The organism is Skermanella mucosa, from assembly GCF_016765655.2.
Taxonomy (GTDB): Bacteria; Pseudomonadota; Alphaproteobacteria; order Azospirillales; family Azospirillaceae; genus Skermanella; species Skermanella mucosa.
In genome coordinates, this window is sequence record NZ_CP086108.1 from 86,754 (window position 1) to 106,831 (window position 20,078).

Consider the following 20,078-nt stretch of genomic DNA (forward strand, 5'->3'; position numbering starts at 1 on the left):
CATGACAGACAGCCCGATCTTCCGACGGCACCGACAGACCAAGATCGTCGCGACCGTCGGCCCGGCCAGCTCGGCCCCCGACCAGCTCCGCCGCCTGCTCCTGACCGGCGTGGACGTGTTCCGGCTCAACTTCAGCCATGGCACCCAGGAAAACCATGGCGAGGTGCTGGCCCGCATCCGCGCCCTGGAGGCGGAGTTCGACCGGCCGATCGGCGTCATCGCCGACCTGCAGGGGCCGAAGCTGCGGATCGGCAGCTTCGCCGAGGGCGCCGTGGCGCTGCGGTCGGGCCGGGTGATCCGGTTCGACCTCGACCCCGCGCCGGGCAACGAGGATCGGGTCTGTCTGCCTCATCCGGAGGTAATCGAGGCCATGACCGTCGGCAGCACCCTGCTGCTGGACGACGGCAAGGTCCGCATCCGCGTGATCGAGAAGGGTCCCGACTTCCTGCTGGGCGAGATCGTTGCCGGGACCAGACTGTCCAACAACAAGGGCTTCAACGTTCCCGACGTGATGCTGCCCCTGTCGCCGCTGACGCCCAAGGACCGCCGCGACATGGAGTTCGCGCTGGACCAGGGCGTGGAGTGGATAGCCCTGTCCTTCGTCCAGCGGCCGGAGGACGTGGTCGAGGCCCGCGGGCTGATCGGCGACCGGGCCGCGATCATGCTGAAGATCGAGAAGCCGGCGGCGATCCAGCACCTGGACGAGCTGATCGAGCTGGCCGACGCCCTGATGGTCGCCCGCGGCGACCTGGGCGTCGAGATGCCGGCCGAGGACGTCCCCAGCCTGCAGAAGAACATGATCCAGAAGGCGCGCGACGCCGGGCGGCCGGTGATCGTCGCGACCCAGATGCTCGAATCCATGATCAGCTCGCCCTCGCCGACCCGGGCGGAGGTGTCGGACGTGGCGACCGCCGTCTATGACGGCACCGACGCGGTGATGCTGTCGGCCGAGACCGCCGCCGGCGCCTATCCGGTGGAGGCGGTCGCGATCATGGACCGGATCGTGGCACGGGTGGAGAGCGACTTGCTCTACCGCAGCATCATGGACAGCCAGCATCCCGGGCTGGGCAGGACGACCGCCGACGCGATCACCCATTCCGCCAATCAGGCGGCGCGGGCGGTCAGCGCCAAGGCGATCGTGACCTACACCGAGTCCGGCAGCACCACCCTGCGGGCGGCGCGCGAGCGGCCGCCGATGCCGATCCTGGCGATCTCCATCCACGACACCACGGCCCGGCGGCTGGCGCTGTCCTACGGCGTGCATACCGTCCATGTCGCGCAGGGCATCAACTCCTTCGGCGAGATGGTTCAGGAGGCGATGCGGATCGCCCAGGAATACGGTATCGCCGGGATCGGCGACCGCCTGGCGATCACCGCCGGCGTTCCCTTCGGCCGCACCGGCTCGACCAACACGCTCCGCATCGTCTATCTGGAGCCGGAGCAGGAATAATGGTGCCCGAGGTCCTGATGGAACCGCCCGCGGCGGCTTCGGCACCCCCGCGCCGGGTCTTCGCCTTCGGCGGCGGCATGGCCGACGAGATTCCGGGCGGCGAGGTAATGGACCTGCTCGGCGGCAAGGGGGCCGGGCTGGCCGAGATGAGCCGGCTCGGCCTTCCGGTGCCGCCGGGCTTCACCGTCTGCACCGAGGTCGGCCGGCACCTGCTCCGGACCGGCCGGTATCCCGACGGGATTCGGGAGCAGGTCGGCGAGGCGTTGCGGCAACTGGAGGTCCGGACCGGCCAGCGCTTCGGCGACGCTTCCGACCCGCTGCTGGTGGCGGTCAGGTCGGGCGCCGCCGTGTCCATGCCGGGGATGATGGACACCGTCCTGAACCTGGGCCTGAACGACGCGACGGTGGAGGGGCTGGCGCGGCGCAGCGGCGATCCGCGCTTCGCCTTCGACACCTATCGCCGCTTCATCCAGATGTTCGGCGCGGTCGTCCTGGGGCTCGACCATGGCTGCTTCGAGGACATCCTGGAGCAGGCCAAGCTGAGCCACCGCTGCCGGCTGGACGGCGAGCTCGATGCCGACGCCTGCCGGGCGCTGGTCCGCTCCTATCTGGCGATGGTGGAGCGGAAGCTTGGGCAGCCCTTTCCGCAGGACCCCGTCCAGCAGCTCTGGCAGGCGGTCGGCGCGGTGTTCCGGTCGTGGGACAACCGCCGCGCCGTCCTGTTCCGGCGGCTGAACGGCGTGACGGATGGCGAGGGGCAGGGCGGCGAGAGGAAGGGCGGGACGGCGGTGACCGTCCAGGCCATGGTGTTCGGCAACCGGGGCGCCGACAGCGGCACCGGCGTCGCCTTCACCCGCGATCCCTCGACGGGCGACGCCGTGCTGTTCGGCGAGTTCCTGCCCGACGCCCAGGGCGAGGACCTGGTGTCCGGCATCCGGACGCCGCAGCCGCTGGCCCGGATGGCCGAGGACATCCCCCCGGCCTTCGACCAGCTGAAGGACGCGGCGGAGCGGTTGGAGGCCCATTGCCGCGACATGCAGGACATCGAGTTCACCGTCCAGCAGGGCAGGCTCTTCCTGCTCCAGACGCGGTCGGGCAAGCGCACGGTCGAGGCGGCGGTCCGGATCGCCGTCCATATGGCGGAAGCGGGGATGATCACCCCCGCCGAGGCGGTCGGCCGCGTCGATGCGGATTCGCTCCGGCAGTTGCTCCACCCCGTGCTGGACCCGTCGGCGCCTCGGAAGATCCTGGGCCGCGGGCTCGCCGCCGCTCCCGGAGCCGTCTCCGGCCGGGTCGCCTTCAGCGCGGCGGAGGCGGTCGAGAGGGCGGCGCGGGGAGAGACCGTGATCCTGTGCCGGGCCGAGACCGATCCGGAGGATATCCACGGCATCCACGCCGCGACCGGCGTGCTGACGGCGCGGGGCGGGATGACCAGCCATGCCGCCGTGGTCGCGCGCGGCATGGGCCGGACCTGCGTCGTCGCCGTTTCCGACCTGGTGGTCGACCGGGCGGCCGGAAGCGCTGCGCTGGGCGGCGAGACGATCCGGTCCGGCGACGTGTTGACCCTCGACGGTTCCACCGGCGAGGTGCTGCTCGGCGCCGTGCCGACCGTGATGCCGGCCCTGTCGGACGAGGCCGCGACCCTGATCGGGTGGGCTGACGAGCTGAAATGGCTCGGCCCCGGAACCGACCAATCCTTTCCATAACCGAGAAGAGCAGGACGATGGCGAAACCCGACACCATGACGGCGATCGAGATCACCTCGCCCGGCGCCCCGGAGGTGCTGAAGCCGGCACGGCGGCCCGTTCCGGATCCCGGACCGGGCGACATCCTGATCGAGGTCCATGCCGCCGGCATCAACCGCCCCGACGTGCTCCAGCGCATGGGCAAGTACGACCCGCCGCCCGGCACGACCGACATCCCGGGGCTGGAAGTCGCGGGCCGCGTCGCCGAGGTGGGATCGGAGGTGACCGGCTGGCAGGTCGGCGACCCGGTCTGCGCCCTGCTGACCGGCGGCGGCTATGCGGAATACTGCACGGCGCCCGCCGGCCAGTGCCTGCCCATCCCCGAGGGCATGGGCATGACCGAGGCGGCCGTCGTGCCGGAAACCTTCTTCACCGTCTGGTCCAACGTGTTCGACCGCGGCCGGCTCCAGGCCGGCGAGAGCTTCCTGGTCCATGGCGGCACGTCCGGCATCGGGACGACCGCGATCCAGCTCGCCAAGGCGTTCGGCGCCCGGGTGTTCGCCACGGCGGGCGGCCCGGAGAAGTGCCGGGCCTGCACCGAACTGGGGGCGGACCGGGCGATCGACTACCACCAGGAGGATTTCGTCCAGGTCGTCAAGGAAGCGACCGGCGGCAAGGGCGTGGACGTGATCCTGGACATGGTCGGCGGCGACTACCTGCCGCGCAACATCGACGCGCTGGCGCCCGACGGACGGCATGTCAGCATCGCGTTCCTGCGGGGCGGCAAGGTGCCGGTGAATTTCTTCCCCGTCATGCTGAAGCGCCTGACCATGACCGGCTCGACCCTGCGGTCCCGGCCGGCGGCCGACAAGGCGGTGATCGCCGACCATCTGCTCCAGCGCGTGTGGCCGCTGCTGGCGGAGCGCCGGGTCAGGCCGGTGCTGCACAAGGTATTCCCCCTCGCACAGGCGGCCGATGCCCATTCGCTCATGGAGTCGAACAGGCATATCGGCAAGATCGCCCTGAGCGTGCGTGATTAGTTCCAACCGATCCGGAGACCGAGTTCAATGCAGAGCGTCAATATCGACCGTCGGGAAACCATCGAGTCCTACTACCCGCTGGACAGCTTCATCCATGACGCCGGGATGAACGCCAGGGGCAAGGCGATGGTGATGCACGGCCTTCGCATCCTGTCCGCCCCCGACGCGGACGGCGCCTTCAACCTCACCAAGGCGCAGCACAACGTGGCCGAGGACGCCCACGACCAGGATTCGGTGTTCGTCTATTCCGTCCGCGACGACGACAATGCCTGGTTCGACAAGGCGGAACCCGATGCCGCCAAGGCGGTCCACGCCAAGGACAACCCGACCAACGTGGAAGGGCTATACCGCGATTTCATCGACCGCGTCATCCAGGCTGCCCGGGACGCCCATTTCCAGCCTGCGATCGGCCGCGGCGAGAAGCGGCTGGAGGGGTTCCACGGAGGATAAGCCCTTCGGCATGATGCAAAGGGGCATCACCCGGCCATTTCACGCCCGTTTCACAAAAATGCCTCGACGCGCGCTTCCTGTTATTGGGCATTGTGCCGGCCGGCAGCGGTCGTTGATTGGTCAAGAGGGCGAAATGGCGCGGTACAGGTTGCAGCAGTTCCTGACTCAGGAAATTCCGGACTTCCTGCTGATGGACATAGCCTACCATTGGCAGGCCAACGACAACCGCGCCATGGCCCTGCAGGCGCCCCGGACACCCGCCCGGATACCCGAATGCGGCAAGCAGGCCGAAGGCGACCTGAAACTCCATCAGGTGGTCAGCGGCCTGCGCGCCGGCGTCGATATCTTTATGGGTGTTTTCGGCGACTGGGATGAACAGTTCTCCGCGGCTCCCTGTTGATCTCCCCAGGAGTATCAACGGAGGAGAATGCTATGGCCCGGGGTATGAAGCTGAAGACTCTCGCGGCGGTCGTAGCGCTGCCGCTCGTCCTGTCGGCCTGCGCCGAGACCGTGGGCGCGGGTGCCGGCGCCGCCGTCGGCAATCAGTTCGGCAAGGGCAGCGGCAACACGGCGGCGACCATCGGCGGCGCCGCGGCCGGCGCAGCGATCGGCCATTCGATCGGAAACTAAAAATAGTATTCAGCCCAGCCTGCTCTTCCTTTTATCGTCATGCCCGGACTTGATCCGGGCATCTCCCGGCACAAAAACCACGTTGAGGCTCGCAGGAGATGACCGGATCAAGTCCGGTCATGACGAAAAGGGAGAGTTTCTGCCCATAGACAGGCACGGCCAGCGCCTACGAGGCGCCGGCGGCCTCCCCGATCCCACCGGTCCCGCTCTGGGGCTGCTCTTCCGGATCGATCGCCTCGTAAAGCGTCGCCGGCGCTCCCCCGTTCATCACGAACCGCTCGAACGGGTAGAGGTGGTGGACGAAATGCTGGTCGTAGGACTTCACCTCGCGGTACTTGCCGGCCAGTTCCGCATCCAGCATCCCGCGCACGTCATCGCGCAGTTCCCGATAGTAGATACCGTCCTCGACGACGATGAACCGGGGACGGCTGTCCAGGATGCGGCGCATCTCGACCGCCGGCTCCACCCAGGGGCAGCCGTCACGTCCCGGCGCATAGAAATTCGGCATTCCCGTGAAGGCGAACCGGGTCGGGATCTCGGCGCCGGTCAGGAAATAGATGGCAGGGTGGAAGCCCACCACATAGATCGCGTCGCCCTCCCGCAGCAGGGGCTTCACGTCGGCGGCGACGCGGCGCGGCGTGTCGCCCGCCCAGGTCTCGCCCGCCAGCCGGTCGCGGACGATATAGATGCTGTGCATCAGCGGCTCCTTGGCGACCGCGAAGACGCTCAGGCCGGCCAGCACCGCCAGCGCCGCGGCCTTGGCCCGGCGCCCCTGGACCGGCTGGAGCAGCCCGCGTCCGACCGCGAGACCTGCCAGCAGGGACAGCGGGGGCAGGAACTGAAGCACGTAATGGTCCGAGCCGATTCTCAGGAAGATCTGGCAGAGCATCACCGATGCCGCCCAGATCGCCAGGAACGCCACCGACCGCTTCTCCCCCCCGTCGCGGGCCAGCCACCGCACCAGGGCGCAGGCCAGCAGCGCCGCGATCCACAGCGGCGCCTGTTCCGCCAGGGCGCGCAGCATGGCGTCCCATTCGACGCCCCGGTCCCCGCCGTAGAAGACGCGGTGCGCCTGGATGTTGCCGGCGAACCAGGCGTCCCAGTGCCCCAGGACGACGTAGAGAAGCACAACGAGCAGCGTGGGCACCAGGCTCATGGCGCCGAGCATCGCCAGCGGCCGCAGGCTCGCCCGGGCATGGGCGCCCAAGTCGCGCCAATGCGGCGTCGTCAGGATGAAGTAGCCGGCCAGGAAGGCCAGCATGTCGAACAGCACCGACTGCTTGATCTGGACGCCGATCCCCAGCACAAGGCCGGCGGCCGCCATGGTGACGAGGTCGGGCGGCATCCGGCGCCGGGCGGACCGCAGCACGAGCAGCAACGCCAGCACCGCGCAGGCGTTGTGGAACAGTTCGCCCTGGAAGGCCATTCCCCCCGTGGCGATGCTGAAGACGATGTAGCCCAGGCCGGCGGTGACGCCGATCGCCCGGTTGGCGTCGTCGAACAGCAGCGCCGCGATCCGGCTCAGCATCCAGGCGGTCAGCCCGACGGTCACGCTGGCGCCGATGCGGCTCAGGATCACCGGATCGAACGGGGTCATGGTGAACGGCGTCGCCAGCGCGAACAGGCCGAACGGCTTGAGGTCGCAGACGGTCGTGTAGGGCAGGTGGCCCTTGGCCAGCTCCGCCCCCATCAGGAGGTACATGCTCTCGTCGTAGTTCAGGGCCGAGTAGAGCAGCGCCGGGGAGCGCAGCACCACGGCCCCGGCCACGAAAGCCAGCATCCAGGCGAGTTCGTGCCAGAGGGGCGGCCCTTGGGGCGCCCCGCCTGACGGTCGGTCCGGCATATACCGGAACCTGTCCGGACTGGTGGGGGTTGTATGCATCGCTCCAGCTCTTTTGAAACCATATCCACGATCAATAGAATCGGCCGCCTACAGTTACCATTCACGGGCGTTCGATGACTTGAACAACGGTGTTAATCCGGGCAAACCCTTTTTTATCCTTAAGGTTGGCGCAAGTGATCGTGTCAGAGACATGTTCTATTCCGACGTGTTTCCCATAACAGCCTTCGTGCTGTCATGTTTATGCCAAATTGCCAGCCATCCGCAATGTACCAGATGGCGTGAATTTATTACGGAATAAAAAGCTGATTCGTGAACAGTGCCGGTTTCATTGAAACGCGGAGACATTTTTTCGACAGCTATTCAAATCCTGGAACAGAAAAACCATTGTGCTCGTTAGTAGCGTCGCTTGCAGGCGGCCAGCTTCGGGCAGGAGAGAGTTTATGCCGATTGAACCGTTGCCCGGCCATATCGAAACAGACGATAGGAGACATTATGAGTTGGGCAGGTCCCGTCCAGATTGAGATCGGAAAGACCAAGTACAAAGACACGCCGGCCTTTTCTCCCTCCATGACGCCACAGGTCCAGGAGGATCTGCCGTCTCTGGTCTGTTTTTCGCACCTGCGGTGGAATTTTGTCTATCAACGTCCTCAACACTTGATGTCCCGATTTGCCCGGGATTATCGGGTGTTCTTCGTTGAGGAGCCGGTGGACACTGAGAGCCAGACCGCCTGGCTGGACGTCCGCGCCGAGGAGGGCGGCGTCCGCGTCGTGGTTCCCCGCCTTCCGGGCCGCCGCAACCCCGAACAGACCGCCGACACGCTGCGGACCCTGCTCGACGGGTTCTTCGCGTCGGAAGGGATCGTCGATCCGGTGCTCTGGTACTACACCCCCATGAGCCTGGACTTCACGGACCACCTCCGGGGCGGCGTGACCGTCTATGACTGCATGGACGAGCTGTCCGCCTTCAAGGGCGCCCCGCCGCAACTGATCGAGCGCGAGCGGACCCTGATGTCCAAGGCCGACCTGGTCTTCACCGGCGGCTACAGCCTGTGGGAGGCCAAGCGGTCGCTCCACGCCAACTCCCATCCGTTTCCGAGCAGCGTCGACGTGGCGCATTTCGCCCAGGCCCGGGTGAAGCAGCAGGATCCGGAAGACCAGGCCGCGATCCCGCATCCGCGCCTGGGTTTCTACGGCGTCATCGACGAGCGTTTCGATATCGACCTGATCGACCGCATGGCGGAGATGCGGCCCGACCTGCATTTCGTGCTGGTCGGCCCGGTCGTGAAGATCGACCCGGAGACGCTGCCGAAGCGACCCAACATCCACTATCTCGGCCCCAAGGTCTATGACGAGCTGCCGCACTATCTGAGCGGCTGGGACGTCGCCTTGCTGCCGTTCGCGCTGAATGAATCCACCCGGTTCATCAGCCCGACCAAGACGCCGGAATACCTGGCCGGCGGCTGCCCCGCGGTGTCCACGCCGATCAAGGACGTGGTGCGCACCTATGGCGACACCGGCGTGGTCCGGATCGCCCGGACCCCGGAAGAATTCATCGCGGCGATCGACGCCGCCCTCGAAGACGCCAAGGACCGCGACCGCCTGCTCGCGACCGCCGATGCGGTGCTGCGGGACATGTCGTGGGACAAGACCTGGAATGAAATGAAGGAGAAGATTGAATGCGCGCTCTGACGCCCACAGGTGCCGGTGCGCCTGATTCGTCCAATCCCATCTCGGCGCGGAACACCGGCAACGGTGGTTCGCACGTCGTGGCGAAGCGGAACAGGTTCGCTCATCAGCGCAGCGGTTTCGACTATCTGATCGTCGGGGCCGGCTTCGCGGGCAGCGTGCTTGCGGAACGCCTCGCCACGGGCCTGGACAAGCGGGTCCTGCTGATCGACCGGCGCCCGCACATCGCGGGCAACGCCTACGACCACTATAACGACGCCGGCATCCTGATCCACCGCTACGGGCCGCACATCTTCCACACCAACTCGCAGCAGGTGGCATCCTACCTGTCGCGCTTCACCAAGTGGCGCCCCTACGAGCACAAGGTGCTGGCGGACGTCGACAACCAGCTGGTGCCGATTCCGATCAACCTGACCACGCTGGAGAAGCTGTACAATCTGAAGCTGACCCCGGAGGACGCCGAGGCGTTCCTGGCGTCCAAGGCCGAGCCGGTGGCCGAGATCCGCACGTCCGAGGACGTGGTGATCAACAAGGTCGGCCGGGAGCTGTACGAGAAGTTCTTCCGCGGCTATACCCGCAAGCAGTGGGGCCTGGACCCGTCCGAGCTGGACAAGTCCGTCACCTCGCGCGTGCCGACCCGGACCAACACCGACGACCGCTATTTCGGCGACAGCTTCCAGCAGATGCCGCTGCATGGCTATACCCGGATGTTCGAGAACATGCTCGACCACCCGAACATCAAGGTCATGCTGAACACCGACTTCGAGGAAGTCCGGCACGAGGTCCAGTACGATAAGCTGATCTATTCCGGCCCGATCGACGAGTATTTCGACTTCCGCTTCGGCAAGCTGCCCTACCGGTCGCTCCAGTTCCGCCACGAGACGGTGGAGCAGGAGAACTTCCAGCCGGTCGCGGTGGTCAATTACCCCTCGGAAAACGTGCCCTATACCCGGATCACCGAGTACAAGCACCTGACCGGCCAGGTCAATCCGCGGACCAGCCTGACCTATGAGTATCCGGCCGCCGAGGGCGACCCGTACTATCCGGTGCCGCGCCCGGAGAACGCCGAGCTGTACCGCAAGTACCAGGCGCTGGCCGACGCCACGCCCGACGTGACCTTCATCGGCCGCCTGGGCACCTACAAGTACTACAACATGGACCAGGTGGTAGGCCAAGCGCTCGCCATGTTCAATCGGATCGCCGAGAACGAGCAGCGCGAGGTGCAGCACGACGCGGCGCTTTCCCGCGCGGCCCGCGAGATGGCGCATGTCAACGGTGCCCTGCGCGCGGAAGTGGTCCACGGTGCCGGCGATTGACGGCACCTTCCGCGCCGCCCGACCATCCGGAGAGACATGAATGCATAGACCCAGCCTGTTCGACAGCTTCTTCCTGGGTGGGTTTGAGTGCTCGACCCACCGCCGCCATGACGGCCGCCGCCTCGATCTGATCGAGGCGACCGGCCATGGCCGCTTCTTCCCCCAGGACTATGCCGCCATGACCGGCCACGGCATGCGGACGGTTCGCGACGGGGTGCGCTGGCACCTGATCGAGACCAGCCCCGGCCGGTTCGACTGGTCCAGCTTCCTGCCGATGCTGCACGCCGCCCGCGCGGCCGGCGTGCAGGTCATCTGGGACCTGTGCCACTACGGCTGGCCGGACGACATCGATATCTGGCAGCCGAATTTCGTGGACCGCTTCGCCGCCTTCGCCGGGGCGGTCGCTCAGGTGGTCAAGGACGAGACGGGCGAGGTGCCGGTCTACGCCCCGATCAACGAGATCTCCTATTGGGCCTGGGCCGGCGGCGACAACGCGGCTTTCAACCCGATGGCCCGGGGGCGCGGCATGGAGCTGAAGGTCCAGCTGGTCCGCGCCTCCATCGCGGCGATCGAGGCGATCCGCGCGGTGGAGCCCCGCGCCCGGTTCGTCCAGATCGACCCGGTGATCAACGTGGTCGCCAAGTCCGGCAAGCCGTCCGATCGAGCCGGCGCCGAGGGCTACCGCCAGGCCCAGTACCAGGCCTGGGACATGCTGACCGGCCGGATCTGGCCGGGCCTGGGTGGCAAGCCGGACTACCTGGACACCATCGGGGTGAACTATTACTCCGACAACCAATGGTTCCACGGCGGCGGCATGATCGAGCGGACCGATCCGCACTACCGGCCCTTCCGCGAGCTTCTGGCGGAAACCCACAAGCGCTACGGCAAGCCGGTGCTGGTCGCGGAGACCGGGGCCGAGGGCGATCCGCGCGCGGGCTGGTTCCGCTATGTCTGTGACGAGGTCGCGGCGGCGCTGGAGGCCGGCACCCCGGTCGAGGGCATCTGCCTCTATCCCGTCGTGGATTATCCGGGCTGGGCCGACGAGCGCCACTGCGCCACCGGCCTGCTGGGCTTCCCCGACGCCGAGGGGCGCCGGGAGGTCCATGCGCCGCTGGCCGAGGAACTGGCCCATCAGCGGGCCCGCTTCGGCAGGCTCGGGGCGATGCCCGAGTTGGAGACCGACGCGGCGTAGCGCGGAACAGGCATGTGAAAGCCGAAGGGGTGCCGGAGCCTCCGGCACCCCTTCAGAGGATTTGACGAGATGGCATCCGGACCTAGAACCGCCGGCCCGCTGCCCAGCCGGCCGGTGAGCTTTCTGATGAGATACATCAAGGCCCGCCCGTGGCACTTCGGCGGGCTGTTCACCATCATCGTGGGCGGGGCGGCCTGTGCCGTGATGGTCCAGTACGGCATGAAGATGCTGGTCGACGCCATGGCCTCGCCCGATCGCGCGACGGCCGACGTCTGGACCCCGCTGGCCCTGTTCCTGGGACTGATCGCGATAGAGAACGTCCTGTGGCGCAGCGGCGGGTGGCTGGGCGCCCGCACGATCGTTGCGACCGGCGTGGACATGCGGCTGGACCTGTTCCAGCACCTGACCGGCCACCCGATGCGGTATTTCAGCCAGCACATGGCCGGTTCGCTTGGCGGCAGGATCACCGCGACGGCCAACGCCGCCGGGATGATCCTGCGCGGCCTGACCTGGAGCATCGTCCCGCCGTCCACCGAGATCGTCGGCGCGGTCATCGTGCTGACCACGATCGACTGGCGCATGGGCGCGGCGCTCGCCGTCTTCGTCGCGATCGTCGCGGCGGCGATCATCCTGTTCGGCGTGCGGGGCAAGGAGATCCACCACGACTTCGCCAGGCAGTCGTCCCGCGCCGGCGGCGAGCTGGTGGACGTCGTGTCCAACGTCTGGACCGTAAAGGCCTTCTCCGCCCGCCAGCGCGAGCGCGACCGGCTGGCCGGCGAGCTGGGGGCCGAGGCGGCGTCCGAGCAGCGGAGCTGGATGTACCTGGAGAAGGCGCGCCTGCTGCACGACGCCTGCCTGTGGATCATGGCGGGCTCCATGCTGCTGTGGGCGATCACGCTGTGGCGCGCGGGGTCGATCACGCCGGGCGACGTGGTCATCATCAGCGCGCTGACCTTCCGCATCCTCCACGGGTCGCGCGACCTGGCGCTGGCGCTGGTCAGCACCTCGCAGTTCTTCGGCACGATCTCGGACAGCCTGAACGTGATCGCCCAGCCCCACGGGATCGAGGACCCGGGCGACGACCGCCCGCTGCTCGCCCAGGGCGGGGCGATCCGGTTCGACGACGTGTCGTTCCGCTATCCCGACGGGCGGCAGGTCTTCGACCGGTTCAACCTGGAGATCCCGGCGGGCCAGAAGGTCGGCTTGGTCGGGCCGTCCGGCTCGGGCAAGTCGACGCTGATCGGGCTGATCCAGCGGCTGGACGACGCCCAGGGTGGCTCCATCCTGATCGACGGGCAGCGGATCACCGAAGTGGGCCAGGACAGCCTGCGCTCCCGGATCGCGGTGGTGCCGCAGGAGATCGCGCTGTTCCACCGCACGATCCTGGAGAATATCCGCTACGGCAAGCCGGACGCCACCGACGAGGAGGTGGTCGCCGCGGCCCGCCACGCCTATTGCCACGACTTCATCAGCGAGCTGCCGGAAGGCTACCACACCATGGTCGGCGAGCGCGGCGTCCGCCTGTCCGGCGGCCAGCGCCAGCGCCTGGGCATCGCCCGAGCCTTCCTGAAGAACGCGCCGATCCTGATCCTGGACGAGGCGACCTCCGCCCTGGACACCGAGTCCGAGCAGGAGATCCAACTGGCGCTGGCCGACCTGGTCCGCGGCCGCACCGTGCTGGCGGTGGCGCACCGCCTGTCCACCGTCTCCACCTTCGACCGCATCCTGGTGCTGTCCGACGGCGTGGTGGTCGAGGACGGCTCCCCGGCGGAACTGCGCCGCTGCTGCGGCATCTTCGACCGCATGTGGCGCCTCCAGGCGGACGGCCTGGCGGAGTCCATGCAGGTGGACGCGGCGGATTAGGGCTTCCCGGTTTCGGGCCGGGGAGGATCCCGGCCCGAAACCGCACATACATTCCACGGACCCCGTTCAAAGACCCCATTCGAGGTTCAGTCGGCCAATCCCATGACGAAGGCCAGCGCGACGTTCAGGCGGGCCATATCAGCAGGGGAGAGTCGGCCGATGCGTTGCCCGACCCGTTCCCGGCGGATCGTAACCGGCTTGTCCGCCATGACCTGGGATCTCGAGCGCAGGCCGTTACCGCCGTCGGGTTCGACCGTCACCCGGAAATCCGGTGCGTCGGCCAGTTCGGAGGTCATCTGGCACACCACGACGGAACAGTGCGCCGAGGGGAGAGCGTCGGTCTGGATGATTACGGCCGGGCGGGGCTTGCCGTAGTCGCCGGAAGCGGCGACGATGACGACGTCACCGCGCTTCATCGCCGCCGTCGAATTCGGAGACCGCCTCGATCCAGTCAAGCGCCTCCGCTTCCGCGGCAGGGTCGAGTGCCGCCACTTCCGCAGCGATCCGGACCCTGACCGCTTGGGAGCGGACATCCGGGAGGGTCAAGCGCACCTCGCGGAAGCCCTGGCTTTTGCGACGCTCCCGCATCGCTCTCATTCGTTCCGCCGGTTGCATGGCCGAAACTCCATTCCGAAGCACACACAACTATGTAACGCGTTACGCCTGGACGCAACAGCTCAAAAATGGGTTCAGAGCAGTTTCTTGACCGCCAACTCCGCCCATGGTTCCGCTCGCTCCCCAACCGGTGACCGTCGCCACGCAAATGGGGTCAGCACGCAAATGGGGTCAGAGTCGATTCTTCACGCAAATGGGGTCAGAGTCGATTCTTGACCGCCGCCTCCGCCCCATGGTACCGCTGGCTACCCAACCGGAGACCGCCGCCATGGCCCGCCCCACGCGCCTCATCCTGCCCGGCCAGACGCACCATGTCCTCCAGCGGGGGAACAACCGGCAGGACGTGTTCTTCGACGACGAGGGCCGCCGGCTGTTCCTCACATACCTGGGCGAGGCGGTGGCGGGGGAGGGGTGCGCGCTGCATGCCTATATGCTGATGACCAATCATTTCCACCTCGTCGTCACGGCCGGCGGGGCGGAGTCGATTCCGCGGCTGATGCAGTCGGTCGGGCGGCGCTATGTCGCCCATGTCAACCGGACCCGCGGGCGGACCGGGACGCTGTGGGAGGGGCGGTACAAATCGACCATCCTGGACAGCGAGACCTACGTGCTGGCCTGCCACCGTTATGTGGAGGCGAACCCGGTGCGGGCCGGCGTCGTCTCCCGGCCGGAGGACTATCCCTGGTCGAGCTACCGCCACAACGCCCAGGGGCGCGGCGACCCGCTGCTGGCCGAACACCCGACCTATGCCGCCCTCGGCAGGAATGCCGCGGAGCGGCTGGCCGCCTATCGGGAGCTGTTCGGCACCGGGCCGACGGAGGAGGAGGTCGATATCCTCCGTGACGCGACCCAGAGGGGATGGGTCCCGGGCAGCGACGGTTTCCGCCGCGGGATCGAACGCGCGCTGGGCCGGCGGGTCGATCCTCCCCGGCGGGGCCGGCCGCCGGGGTCGCCGAAGCTCTCGCGGGAGCCGGCCCCCGTCGAGGACGAATTGATGTGGGACTGGGACCTGGACTAGCCGCGGGTCAGGCCGAGCTGGACTGGGGCGGGACCGCCATGTCCAGGGGCTTCGGCGCCGGTCCTTTGGTCCGCTCCCACAGGCGGGCGAGGGCGACTGCGGGGAGTGTCAGGGCGCGGATGGTGAGCTTCTGGCCGCCGGTCAGCCGCTCGCGCCACTTCTCGTCGGACCGGATTTCGTTGGAGGTCGAGCGCCGCATCACGTTGCCGTCGATGTTGTGGCTGACCTGGTCGGTCCAGGCGAGCTGCGCCGGCTCGTAGGCCAAGCCCGCCCATTCCATGATCCGCCGCAGCTCGCCGGGCGGGTCGAGGGCGAGGTTCTCGTACTGGACCGACAGGTGGGGCTTGCCGTGCAGGAAGATCACCGTCGCCAGCGTCTCGCGGCAATAGCGGAGCGACGGGCGCAGCACGGACCGCTGGACCCGATGGATGATCGAGCAGACCTGCCCGCGCGGGTCGCGCATCAGATGGAGCGGCAGGACCTCGACGAATCCGGCGGCGACCAGCTTGGCGAGCCGGCTCTGGATCTTGCTGGAGTCGATGACGATGCGGGCTCCGGTGACCTCGGCGACGGCATCGAAGATCAGCTTGTTGTGGAGCCGGAAGGTCTCGGGATCGTCGCTGTTCAGGTCCAGGTCGCGCAGGCCGATGCCGCCCTCCCGCTGGACGACGGCATCGATCCGCGGCCAGAAGGAGCAGTGCCAGATCGTCTCGGCGCCGCAGGTGCACTCGTTGCCGAGCAGCGTCTTGGCGTCCTTCTTGTAGCGCGTGTTGGCGAGGTTGCCGAGCTGCCACACCTCGCCGACGCTGACGGCCAGCGAGTTCTTGGCGATCAGCAGATCAAGCAGAGTGGACCCGCTATGGGTCATGCCGACGATATAGAGGATCTTGTAGCTCGTGTTCATGCCTGCACTCACCTTGCCTGCGCAGAACAGCGCTTGGCGCCGCGCCCGAAGCCGGACTACTTCAGGTGCAAGGGAAGAAGCGCCCCGAATCTTCCCGTCCGATTATTGTCGTTCATTTCATTTAGAAGGAAAATTTATCAAGCGTATAGGCACTCAACGAGCCGATCGGGCCGCCGAAATCTCCATTGTGGGCAATCTGTTCCGCTACGCGCCCAAGGAGGTATGAAGAAGTTTTTCCAGGGTCGGAACAATGGGCCTATGATCGAGGTCCAGAAGAGTGAAGAGGTGGCGAGTGCGGAACCGCGATCGTCTTTTTGCCGCCGGAAGGATCGTCGCCCTGGCGACGCTGGGAGCCGTCGCCCCGGCGGGAGGTGCCGGCGCCCAGACCGGTCCGGAAGCGGCGGCGATGCAGGCGCTGGTCTCCAAGGCGTCCTCCTGCGTCGCGCGGCCCAGGGTCGTCACGGTGAAGCCCGGCCAGTCGATCCAGGCCGCGATCGACCGGGCGGAGCCGGGGACCGTGATCGGCGTGGCGGCCGGCACCTACCGCGGGTCCCTGGACCTGACCCGGCTGCGCGGCACGCCGGACCGGCCGGTGATCCTGCTCTCGGCGGACGGTGTCGGCGCCGCCGTCATCGTCGGGGCGCCGGACAAGCCGGCGATCGGCGCCTGGGGACTTTCCGACGTGGGGATCTACGGCTTCAAGGTCGTCTCCGGCACCTCCGCCGGGGATCTCGGCGGATTCAAGATCGCCGGCCCGTGGGAGAATCCCGCCCGAAACGTCGCGATCGTCGGCAACGTCGTGACCGGGGTCGGGACCGACGGGATCAAGCTGTTCAACGGCGCCGGGGAGATCAAGGTCGTCGGCAACCTGATCGACGGCGACTGGCGCGAGGAGGGGATGGACAACGTCTCGGTGGAGAAGTCGCTGTTCGCCTTCAACACGGTCCGCGGGTCGGCGCGCTACACCTCGATCACGATGAAGGCGGGATCGCGCGACATCACGCTGGCCGGCAACGAGTTCGACTCGCGCTCGGGCGTCGGGATCAACGTCGGCGGCGTCGGCACGTCGCGCTTCAACAGGAAGTTTCCCGATTACTGGAAAGGGTTCGAGGCGTCGGCCATCACCGTCACCGGCAACGTCGTCGGCGACGGGCCGGAACGGAGCGTCGCCTTCATCGGGGCCAACAGGTCGGTGCTGAAGGACAATTTCCTGTCCGGGGCGGTCCGGTCCCGCCGGCACGAGCAGCCGGGACAGCTGCTCTACCCGTCGCACGACAACCACATCCTCGGCAACACGGTCGCGAAGGAGGGGTTTTTCCAGCCGGACGACGGGCAGGACCGGGGCTATGTCCTGGCGGGCAACGGCACGGGCGCGCGGAAGGTCCGGGCCGGCGTGGCGGCCCTGCCGGGTTCCGCGGGCGCGGTCTGCCCGGCCTCGCCGGCGGAGGCGCTGGCCAGGGCCTTCACCTCTTCGGAGTGATCGGCCTTGACCGGTCGGGACCGGCAGGCCCATCCGGCAGCGATCCTCGACCATTTGAGTTAACGGCGTTTCTCGCTGGCTGAACGCTCCGGCCGCGGTGATCATGGCGCGTGCATCGATCGTGCCGGGTACGGCGGCCGGCATCCGGTGCCCTTCAGGAGGAGCTGCCTCGACAATGCCTTCGCATCTGGATCAGCTTGAAGCACGATCGATCTATATCCTGCGGGAGGCCTTCGCGTGCATCGAGCCGCTCGGCATGCTGTGGTCGATCGGCAAGGACAGCAACGCGCTGCTGTGGCTTGCCCGTAAAGCGTTCTTCGGCCGCGTGCCGTTCCCCGTGATCCAGCTCGACACCGGGATGGAGCTGCCGGAGGTGTACGAGTTCCGCGACCTCATCGCGCGGGACTGGAACCTGGACCTGGTGATCGAGCAGTGCCCGCCGGAGGAGGAGATGGACCCGACGCTCCCCCCGGCCAGCCGGTCGGCGGCGCGCAAGACCGCGGGCCTGAAGAACGTGACCGACCGCCTGGGCTTCCGCGGGCTGATCGCCGGCATCCGGCGCGACGAGCAGGCGACCCGCGCCAAAGAGCGCGTGTTCAGCCCCCGGTCGAGCGACAATGCCTGGGACGTGCGTGAACAGCCGCCCGAGCTGTGGGACCAGTACAAGACCGAGTTCCCGGACGGGACCCACGTGCGCATCCACCCGCTGCTGCACTGGACCGAGCTGGACATCTGGCGCTACTCCAAGCGGGAGGACATCCCCATCGTGCCGCTCTATTTCGCCCGCGAGGGCAAGCGGTACCGGTCTCTGGGGGAGAAGAACATCACCCTGCCGATCGACAGCACCGCCTCGACGATCGATGAGATCATCGCCGAGCTGAGCGAGACCCGCACGTCCGAGCGCGCCGGGCGGACCATGGACCACGAGGCGGAGGACGCCTTCGAGCGCCTGCGCAGCAGCGGATATCTGTGAGGCAAGATGGCTGATACAATCGAACAGGCGCAGCCCCCCCGCTTCCGCCCGGCCGATCTCCGGCTCGTGGTGGTCGGACATGTGGACCATGGCAAGTCGACGCTGATCGGCCGCCTGCTCCATGACACCGATTCCCTGCCCGACGGCAAGCTGGAGGAGCTGAAGGCGGTCAGCGAGAAACGCGGCATGCCGCTGGAATGGTCGTTCGTGCTGGATGCGCTCCAGGCCGAGCGCGACCAGGCGGTGACCATCGACATCACCCAGATCTGGCTGCGCACGCCGCGCCGCGACTGCGTGATCATCGACGCGCCCGGCCACCGGGAGTTCCTGCGCAACATGGTCAGCGGCGCCGCGTCGGCCGACGCCGCCGTGCTGGTGGTGGACGCGTCGGAGGGCATGCGGGAGCAGTCGCGCCGCCACGCCTATCTGCTGAACCTGCTGGGCCTTCGCCAGGTCGTCGTCGCGGTCAACAAGATGGACCTGGTGGGCCATGATGCCGCCCGGTTCGACGAGGTCCGCCGCTCGGTCGAGGATTTCCTGCGCGACCTGGGGCTGCGGGCGTCCGCGGTGGTCCCGGTCTCCGCCCGGCACGGCGAGAACTTGGCGACCCGCGCGGCCGAGATGCCCTGGTACGAGGGGCCGACCCTGCTGGAGATGCTGGACCGGTTCGAACCGAGCGCCGCTCCCGTGGACCGGCCGCTGCGCCTTCCGATCCAGGACGTCTACAAGTTCGACCACCGGCGGATCCTGGTCGGACGGGTCGAGACCGGCGTGCTCAGGGTCGGCGACCAGCTCCTGTTCTCCCCGGCCAACCGCACCGCGCGGATCGCCACCATCGAGCACTGGGGGCCGGGGGAGGCGCCGGTCGAGGTGCGGGCCGGCCGGACCGTCGGCATCACCCTGGACGAGCCGCTGTTCGTGGAACGGGGCGACGTGGCCAGCCACGCCGACCACGCGCCGGTCCTGACCAACGTGTTCCGCGCCAGCCTGTTCTGGATCGGCCGGAAACCGCTGCTCCCCGGCCAGACCCTGATGCTGAAGCTGGGGACCGACCGGGCCGCCGTGACCGTGCAGTCGATCGACCGGGTCATCGACACCCAGACCCTGGGCGGCGGCGACGCCGTCCAGGTCAGGACCAACGAGGTCTGCGAGGTGACGCTGCGCTCGCGCGAGATGCTGGCGCTCGACGAGCACTCGGCCAATCCCGCCACCGGGCGCTGCGTCCTGGTGGACGGGTTCGACACGGTCGCGGCCGGCGTCGTCAACATGCGGGGATATCCGGACCAGCGCCAGCTGCTGACCGTCAAGTCGACCAACATCCAGGAGGTCGACCACCTGCTGAACGCGACGGCGCGGGCCTGGCGGAACGGCCACCACGGGGCCGTCATCTGGTTCACGGGGCTGTCGGGCGCCGGCAAGTCCACGCTCGCCATGCGGGCCGAGCAGCGGCTGTTCCAGCGGGGCTTCCAGACCTATGTGCTGGACGGGGACAATGTCCGCCACGGGCTGAATTCCGACCTGGGATTCGCCCCGGCCGACCGGGCCGAGAACATCCGGCGGGTCGGGGAGGTCGCCTCGCTGTTCGCCAACGCTGGGCTGATCGTGATCACGTCCTTCATCTCGCCCTACCGGGCCGACCGCGAGCGGGTGCGCAAGGCGGCCGGATCGGCGTTCCACGAGATCTACATCAAGGCGGACCTGTCGGTCTGCGAGAAGCGGGACCCCAAGGGGCTGTACCGCAAGGCCCGGGCGGGAGAGATCCCGGAATTCACCGGCATATCCGCGCCTTACGAGCCGCCCGAGACGCCGGAACTGGTGGTCGATACCTCCCGGCGCAGCGTCGAGGAGTGCCTGGAGGAGATCATGGAGTATGTCGAGGCGCACATCGCGCTCCGGACGAGCGACGTGGCCTGACGGGGAGGGGACGCCGGGG

At 67.8% G+C, this 20,078-nt stretch carries 18 protein-coding genes; 14 read left to right on the forward strand and 4 right to left on the reverse strand.

The window, feature by feature from the left end:
• Window position 1 precedes the first annotated feature (1 nt).
• The 6 genes from pyk to JL100_RS33405 are packed head-to-tail and all read left to right on the forward strand — an operon-like array spanning window position 2 to window position 5,255.
• Complete coding sequence (pyk, locus tag JL100_RS33380; protein ID WP_202682939.1) at window positions 2-1,450, forward strand: pyruvate kinase; 1,449 nt, start codon at window positions 2-4, stop codon at window positions 1,448-1,450.
• Window positions 1,450-3,156 (forward strand): pyruvate, phosphate dikinase, encoded by a 1,707-nt coding sequence (locus JL100_RS33385; RefSeq protein WP_228421724.1) that lies wholly within the window; start codon window positions 1,450-1,452, stop codon window positions 3,154-3,156. The genes pyk and JL100_RS33385 overlap by 1 nt, the downstream gene beginning before the upstream one ends.
• Before the next feature lie 17 nt (window positions 3,157-3,173).
• On the forward strand, window positions 3,174-4,175 hold the full coding sequence (locus JL100_RS33390; protein ID WP_202682940.1) for an NAD(P)H-quinone oxidoreductase: 1,002 nt from the start codon (window positions 3,174-3,176) through the stop codon (window positions 4,173-4,175).
• A 27-nt stretch (window positions 4,176-4,202) separates the two neighbouring features.
• Entirely contained in the window at window positions 4,203-4,625 is a 423-nt protein-coding gene (locus tag JL100_RS33395) for a hypothetical protein (protein WP_202682941.1), read from the forward strand.
• Window positions 4,626-4,635: 10 nt separating this feature from the next.
• A complete protein-coding gene (locus JL100_RS33400) occupies window positions 4,636-5,025 on the forward strand; it encodes a hypothetical protein (RefSeq protein ID WP_202682942.1) in 390 nt (129 codons plus the stop codon).
• Window positions 5,026-5,057: 32 nt separating this feature from the next.
• A complete protein-coding gene (locus JL100_RS33405; RefSeq protein WP_202682943.1) occupies window positions 5,058-5,255 on the forward strand; it encodes a glycine zipper 2TM domain-containing protein in 198 nt (65 codons plus the stop codon).
• 166 nt (window positions 5,256-5,421) lie between these two features.
• Here JL100_RS33405 and JL100_RS33410 read toward each other — a convergent pair whose 3' ends face one another.
• A complete protein-coding gene (locus JL100_RS33410; RefSeq protein WP_202682944.1) occupies window positions 5,422-7,035 on the reverse strand; it encodes a hypothetical protein in 1,614 nt (537 codons plus the stop codon).
• A 555-nt stretch (window positions 7,036-7,590) separates the two neighbouring features.
• Between JL100_RS33410 and JL100_RS33415 the strand changes: the two genes are divergently transcribed.
• The 4 genes from JL100_RS33415 (at window position 7,591) to JL100_RS33430 (ending at window position 13,155) form a co-directional block, all read left to right on the forward strand.
• Entirely contained in the window at window positions 7,591-8,787 is a 1,197-nt protein-coding gene (locus tag JL100_RS33415; RefSeq protein WP_202682945.1) for a glycosyltransferase family 1 protein, read from the forward strand.
• A complete protein-coding gene (gene glf, locus JL100_RS33420; protein WP_202682946.1) occupies window positions 8,775-10,100 on the forward strand; it encodes a UDP-galactopyranose mutase in 1,326 nt (441 codons plus the stop codon). Before JL100_RS33415 ends, glf begins: the two co-directional genes overlap by 13 nt.
• 40 nt (window positions 10,101-10,140) lie before the next feature.
• Window positions 10,141-11,292: a glycoside hydrolase family 1 protein gene (locus tag JL100_RS33425; protein WP_202682947.1), complete on the forward strand. Its 1,152-nt coding sequence runs from the start codon at window positions 10,141-10,143 to the stop codon at window positions 11,290-11,292.
• A 69-nt stretch (window positions 11,293-11,361) separates the two neighbouring features.
• Window positions 11,362-13,155, forward strand: coding sequence for an ABC transporter ATP-binding protein (locus JL100_RS33430; RefSeq protein ID WP_202682948.1), 1,794 nt, complete (start codon window positions 11,362-11,364; stop codon window positions 13,153-13,155).
• Window positions 13,156-13,241: 86 nt separating this feature from the next.
• Here JL100_RS33430 and JL100_RS33435 read toward each other — a convergent pair whose 3' ends face one another.
• Window positions 13,242-13,571 carry a type II toxin-antitoxin system PemK/MazF family toxin gene (locus JL100_RS33435; protein ID WP_202682949.1) on the reverse strand — a complete coding sequence of 110 codons (330 nt, stop codon included), beginning with the start codon at window positions 13,569-13,571 and terminating at the stop codon, window positions 13,242-13,244.
• Window positions 13,558-13,770, reverse strand: a complete 213-nt coding sequence (locus JL100_RS33440) for an antitoxin MazE-like protein (protein WP_202682950.1) — start codon at window positions 13,768-13,770, stop codon at window positions 13,558-13,560. Before JL100_RS33440 ends, JL100_RS33435 begins: the two co-directional genes overlap by 14 nt.
• A gap of 268 nt (window positions 13,771-14,038) precedes the next feature.
• Here JL100_RS33440 and JL100_RS33445 point away from each other — a divergent pair, with 268 nt between their 5' ends.
• Window positions 14,039-14,788 (forward strand): transposase, encoded by a 750-nt coding sequence (locus JL100_RS33445; protein ID WP_202682951.1) that lies wholly within the window; start codon window positions 14,039-14,041, stop codon window positions 14,786-14,788.
• Between the two features lie 7 nt (window positions 14,789-14,795).
• Here the strand turns inward: JL100_RS33445 and JL100_RS33450 are convergent, their stop codons facing one another.
• Window positions 14,796-15,692 carry a sulfotransferase gene (locus JL100_RS33450; RefSeq protein WP_202682952.1) on the reverse strand — a complete coding sequence of 299 codons (897 nt, stop codon included), beginning with the start codon at window positions 15,690-15,692 and terminating at the stop codon, window positions 14,796-14,798.
• A 292-nt stretch (window positions 15,693-15,984) separates the two neighbouring features.
• On the opposite strand from JL100_RS33450, the gene JL100_RS33455 reads away from it, so the two are divergent.
• The 3 genes from JL100_RS33455 to cysC all read left to right on the forward strand — a co-directional run bounded on the left by JL100_RS33455 (window position 15,985) and on the right by cysC (window position 20,059).
• A complete protein-coding gene (locus JL100_RS33455; RefSeq protein WP_202682953.1) occupies window positions 15,985-17,172 on the forward strand; it encodes a right-handed parallel beta-helix repeat-containing protein in 1,188 nt (395 codons plus the stop codon).
• Window positions 17,173-17,347: 175 nt separating this feature from the next.
• Window positions 17,348-18,145 carry a sulfate adenylyltransferase subunit CysD gene (gene cysD / locus JL100_RS33460; RefSeq protein WP_202682954.1) on the forward strand — a complete coding sequence of 266 codons (798 nt, stop codon included), beginning with the start codon at window positions 17,348-17,350 and terminating at the stop codon, window positions 18,143-18,145.
• A 6-nt stretch (window positions 18,146-18,151) separates the two neighbouring features.
• On the forward strand, window positions 18,152-20,059 hold the full coding sequence (gene cysC / locus JL100_RS33465; RefSeq protein ID WP_202682955.1) for an adenylyl-sulfate kinase: 1,908 nt from the start codon (window positions 18,152-18,154) through the stop codon (window positions 20,057-20,059).
• Window positions 20,060-20,078 lie beyond the last annotated feature (19 nt).

What these genes read in the sequence shown, in the direction of transcription:
- pyk (WP_202682939.1), top strand. Translation starts at nt 2, where the DNA reads ATGACAGACAGCCCGATCTTCCGACGGCACCGACAGACCAAGATCGTC.
- JL100_RS33385 (WP_228421724.1), top strand. Translation starts at nt 1,450, where the DNA reads ATGGTGCCCGAGGTCCTGATGGAACCGCCCGCGGCGGCTTCGGCACCC.
- JL100_RS33390 (WP_202682940.1), top strand. Translation starts at nt 3,174, where the DNA reads ATGGCGAAACCCGACACCATGACGGCGATCGAGATCACCTCGCCCGGC.
- JL100_RS33395 (WP_202682941.1), top strand. Translation starts at nt 4,203, where the DNA reads ATGCAGAGCGTCAATATCGACCGTCGGGAAACCATCGAGTCCTACTAC.
- JL100_RS33400 (WP_202682942.1), top strand. Translation starts at nt 4,636, where the DNA reads ATGATGCAAAGGGGCATCACCCGGCCATTTCACGCCCGTTTCACAAAA.
- JL100_RS33405 (WP_202682943.1), top strand. Translation starts at nt 5,058, where the DNA reads ATGGCCCGGGGTATGAAGCTGAAGACTCTCGCGGCGGTCGTAGCGCTG.
- JL100_RS33410 (WP_202682944.1), bottom strand. Translation starts at nt 7,035, where the DNA reads ATGCTGGCTTTCGTGGCCGGGGCCGTGGTGCTGCGCTCCCCGGCGCTG.
- JL100_RS33415 (WP_202682945.1), top strand. Translation starts at nt 7,591, where the DNA reads ATGAGTTGGGCAGGTCCCGTCCAGATTGAGATCGGAAAGACCAAGTAC.
- glf (WP_202682946.1), top strand. Translation starts at nt 8,775, where the DNA reads ATGCGCGCTCTGACGCCCACAGGTGCCGGTGCGCCTGATTCGTCCAAT.
- JL100_RS33425 (WP_202682947.1), top strand. Translation starts at nt 10,141, where the DNA reads ATGCATAGACCCAGCCTGTTCGACAGCTTCTTCCTGGGTGGGTTTGAG.
- JL100_RS33430 (WP_202682948.1), top strand. Translation starts at nt 11,362, where the DNA reads ATGGCATCCGGACCTAGAACCGCCGGCCCGCTGCCCAGCCGGCCGGTG.
- JL100_RS33435 (WP_202682949.1), bottom strand. Translation starts at nt 13,571, where the DNA reads ATGAAGCGCGGTGACGTCGTCATCGTCGCCGCTTCCGGCGACTACGGC.
- JL100_RS33440 (WP_202682950.1), bottom strand. Translation starts at nt 13,770, where the DNA reads ATGCAACCGGCGGAACGAATGAGAGCGATGCGGGAGCGTCGCAAAAGC.
- JL100_RS33445 (WP_202682951.1), top strand. Translation starts at nt 14,039, where the DNA reads ATGGCCCGCCCCACGCGCCTCATCCTGCCCGGCCAGACGCACCATGTC.
- JL100_RS33450 (WP_202682952.1), bottom strand. Translation starts at nt 15,692, where the DNA reads ATGAACACGAGCTACAAGATCCTCTATATCGTCGGCATGACCCATAGC.
- cysD (WP_202682954.1), top strand. Translation starts at nt 17,348, where the DNA reads ATGCCTTCGCATCTGGATCAGCTTGAAGCACGATCGATCTATATCCTG.
- cysC (WP_202682955.1), top strand. Translation starts at nt 18,152, where the DNA reads ATGGCTGATACAATCGAACAGGCGCAGCCCCCCCGCTTCCGCCCGGCC.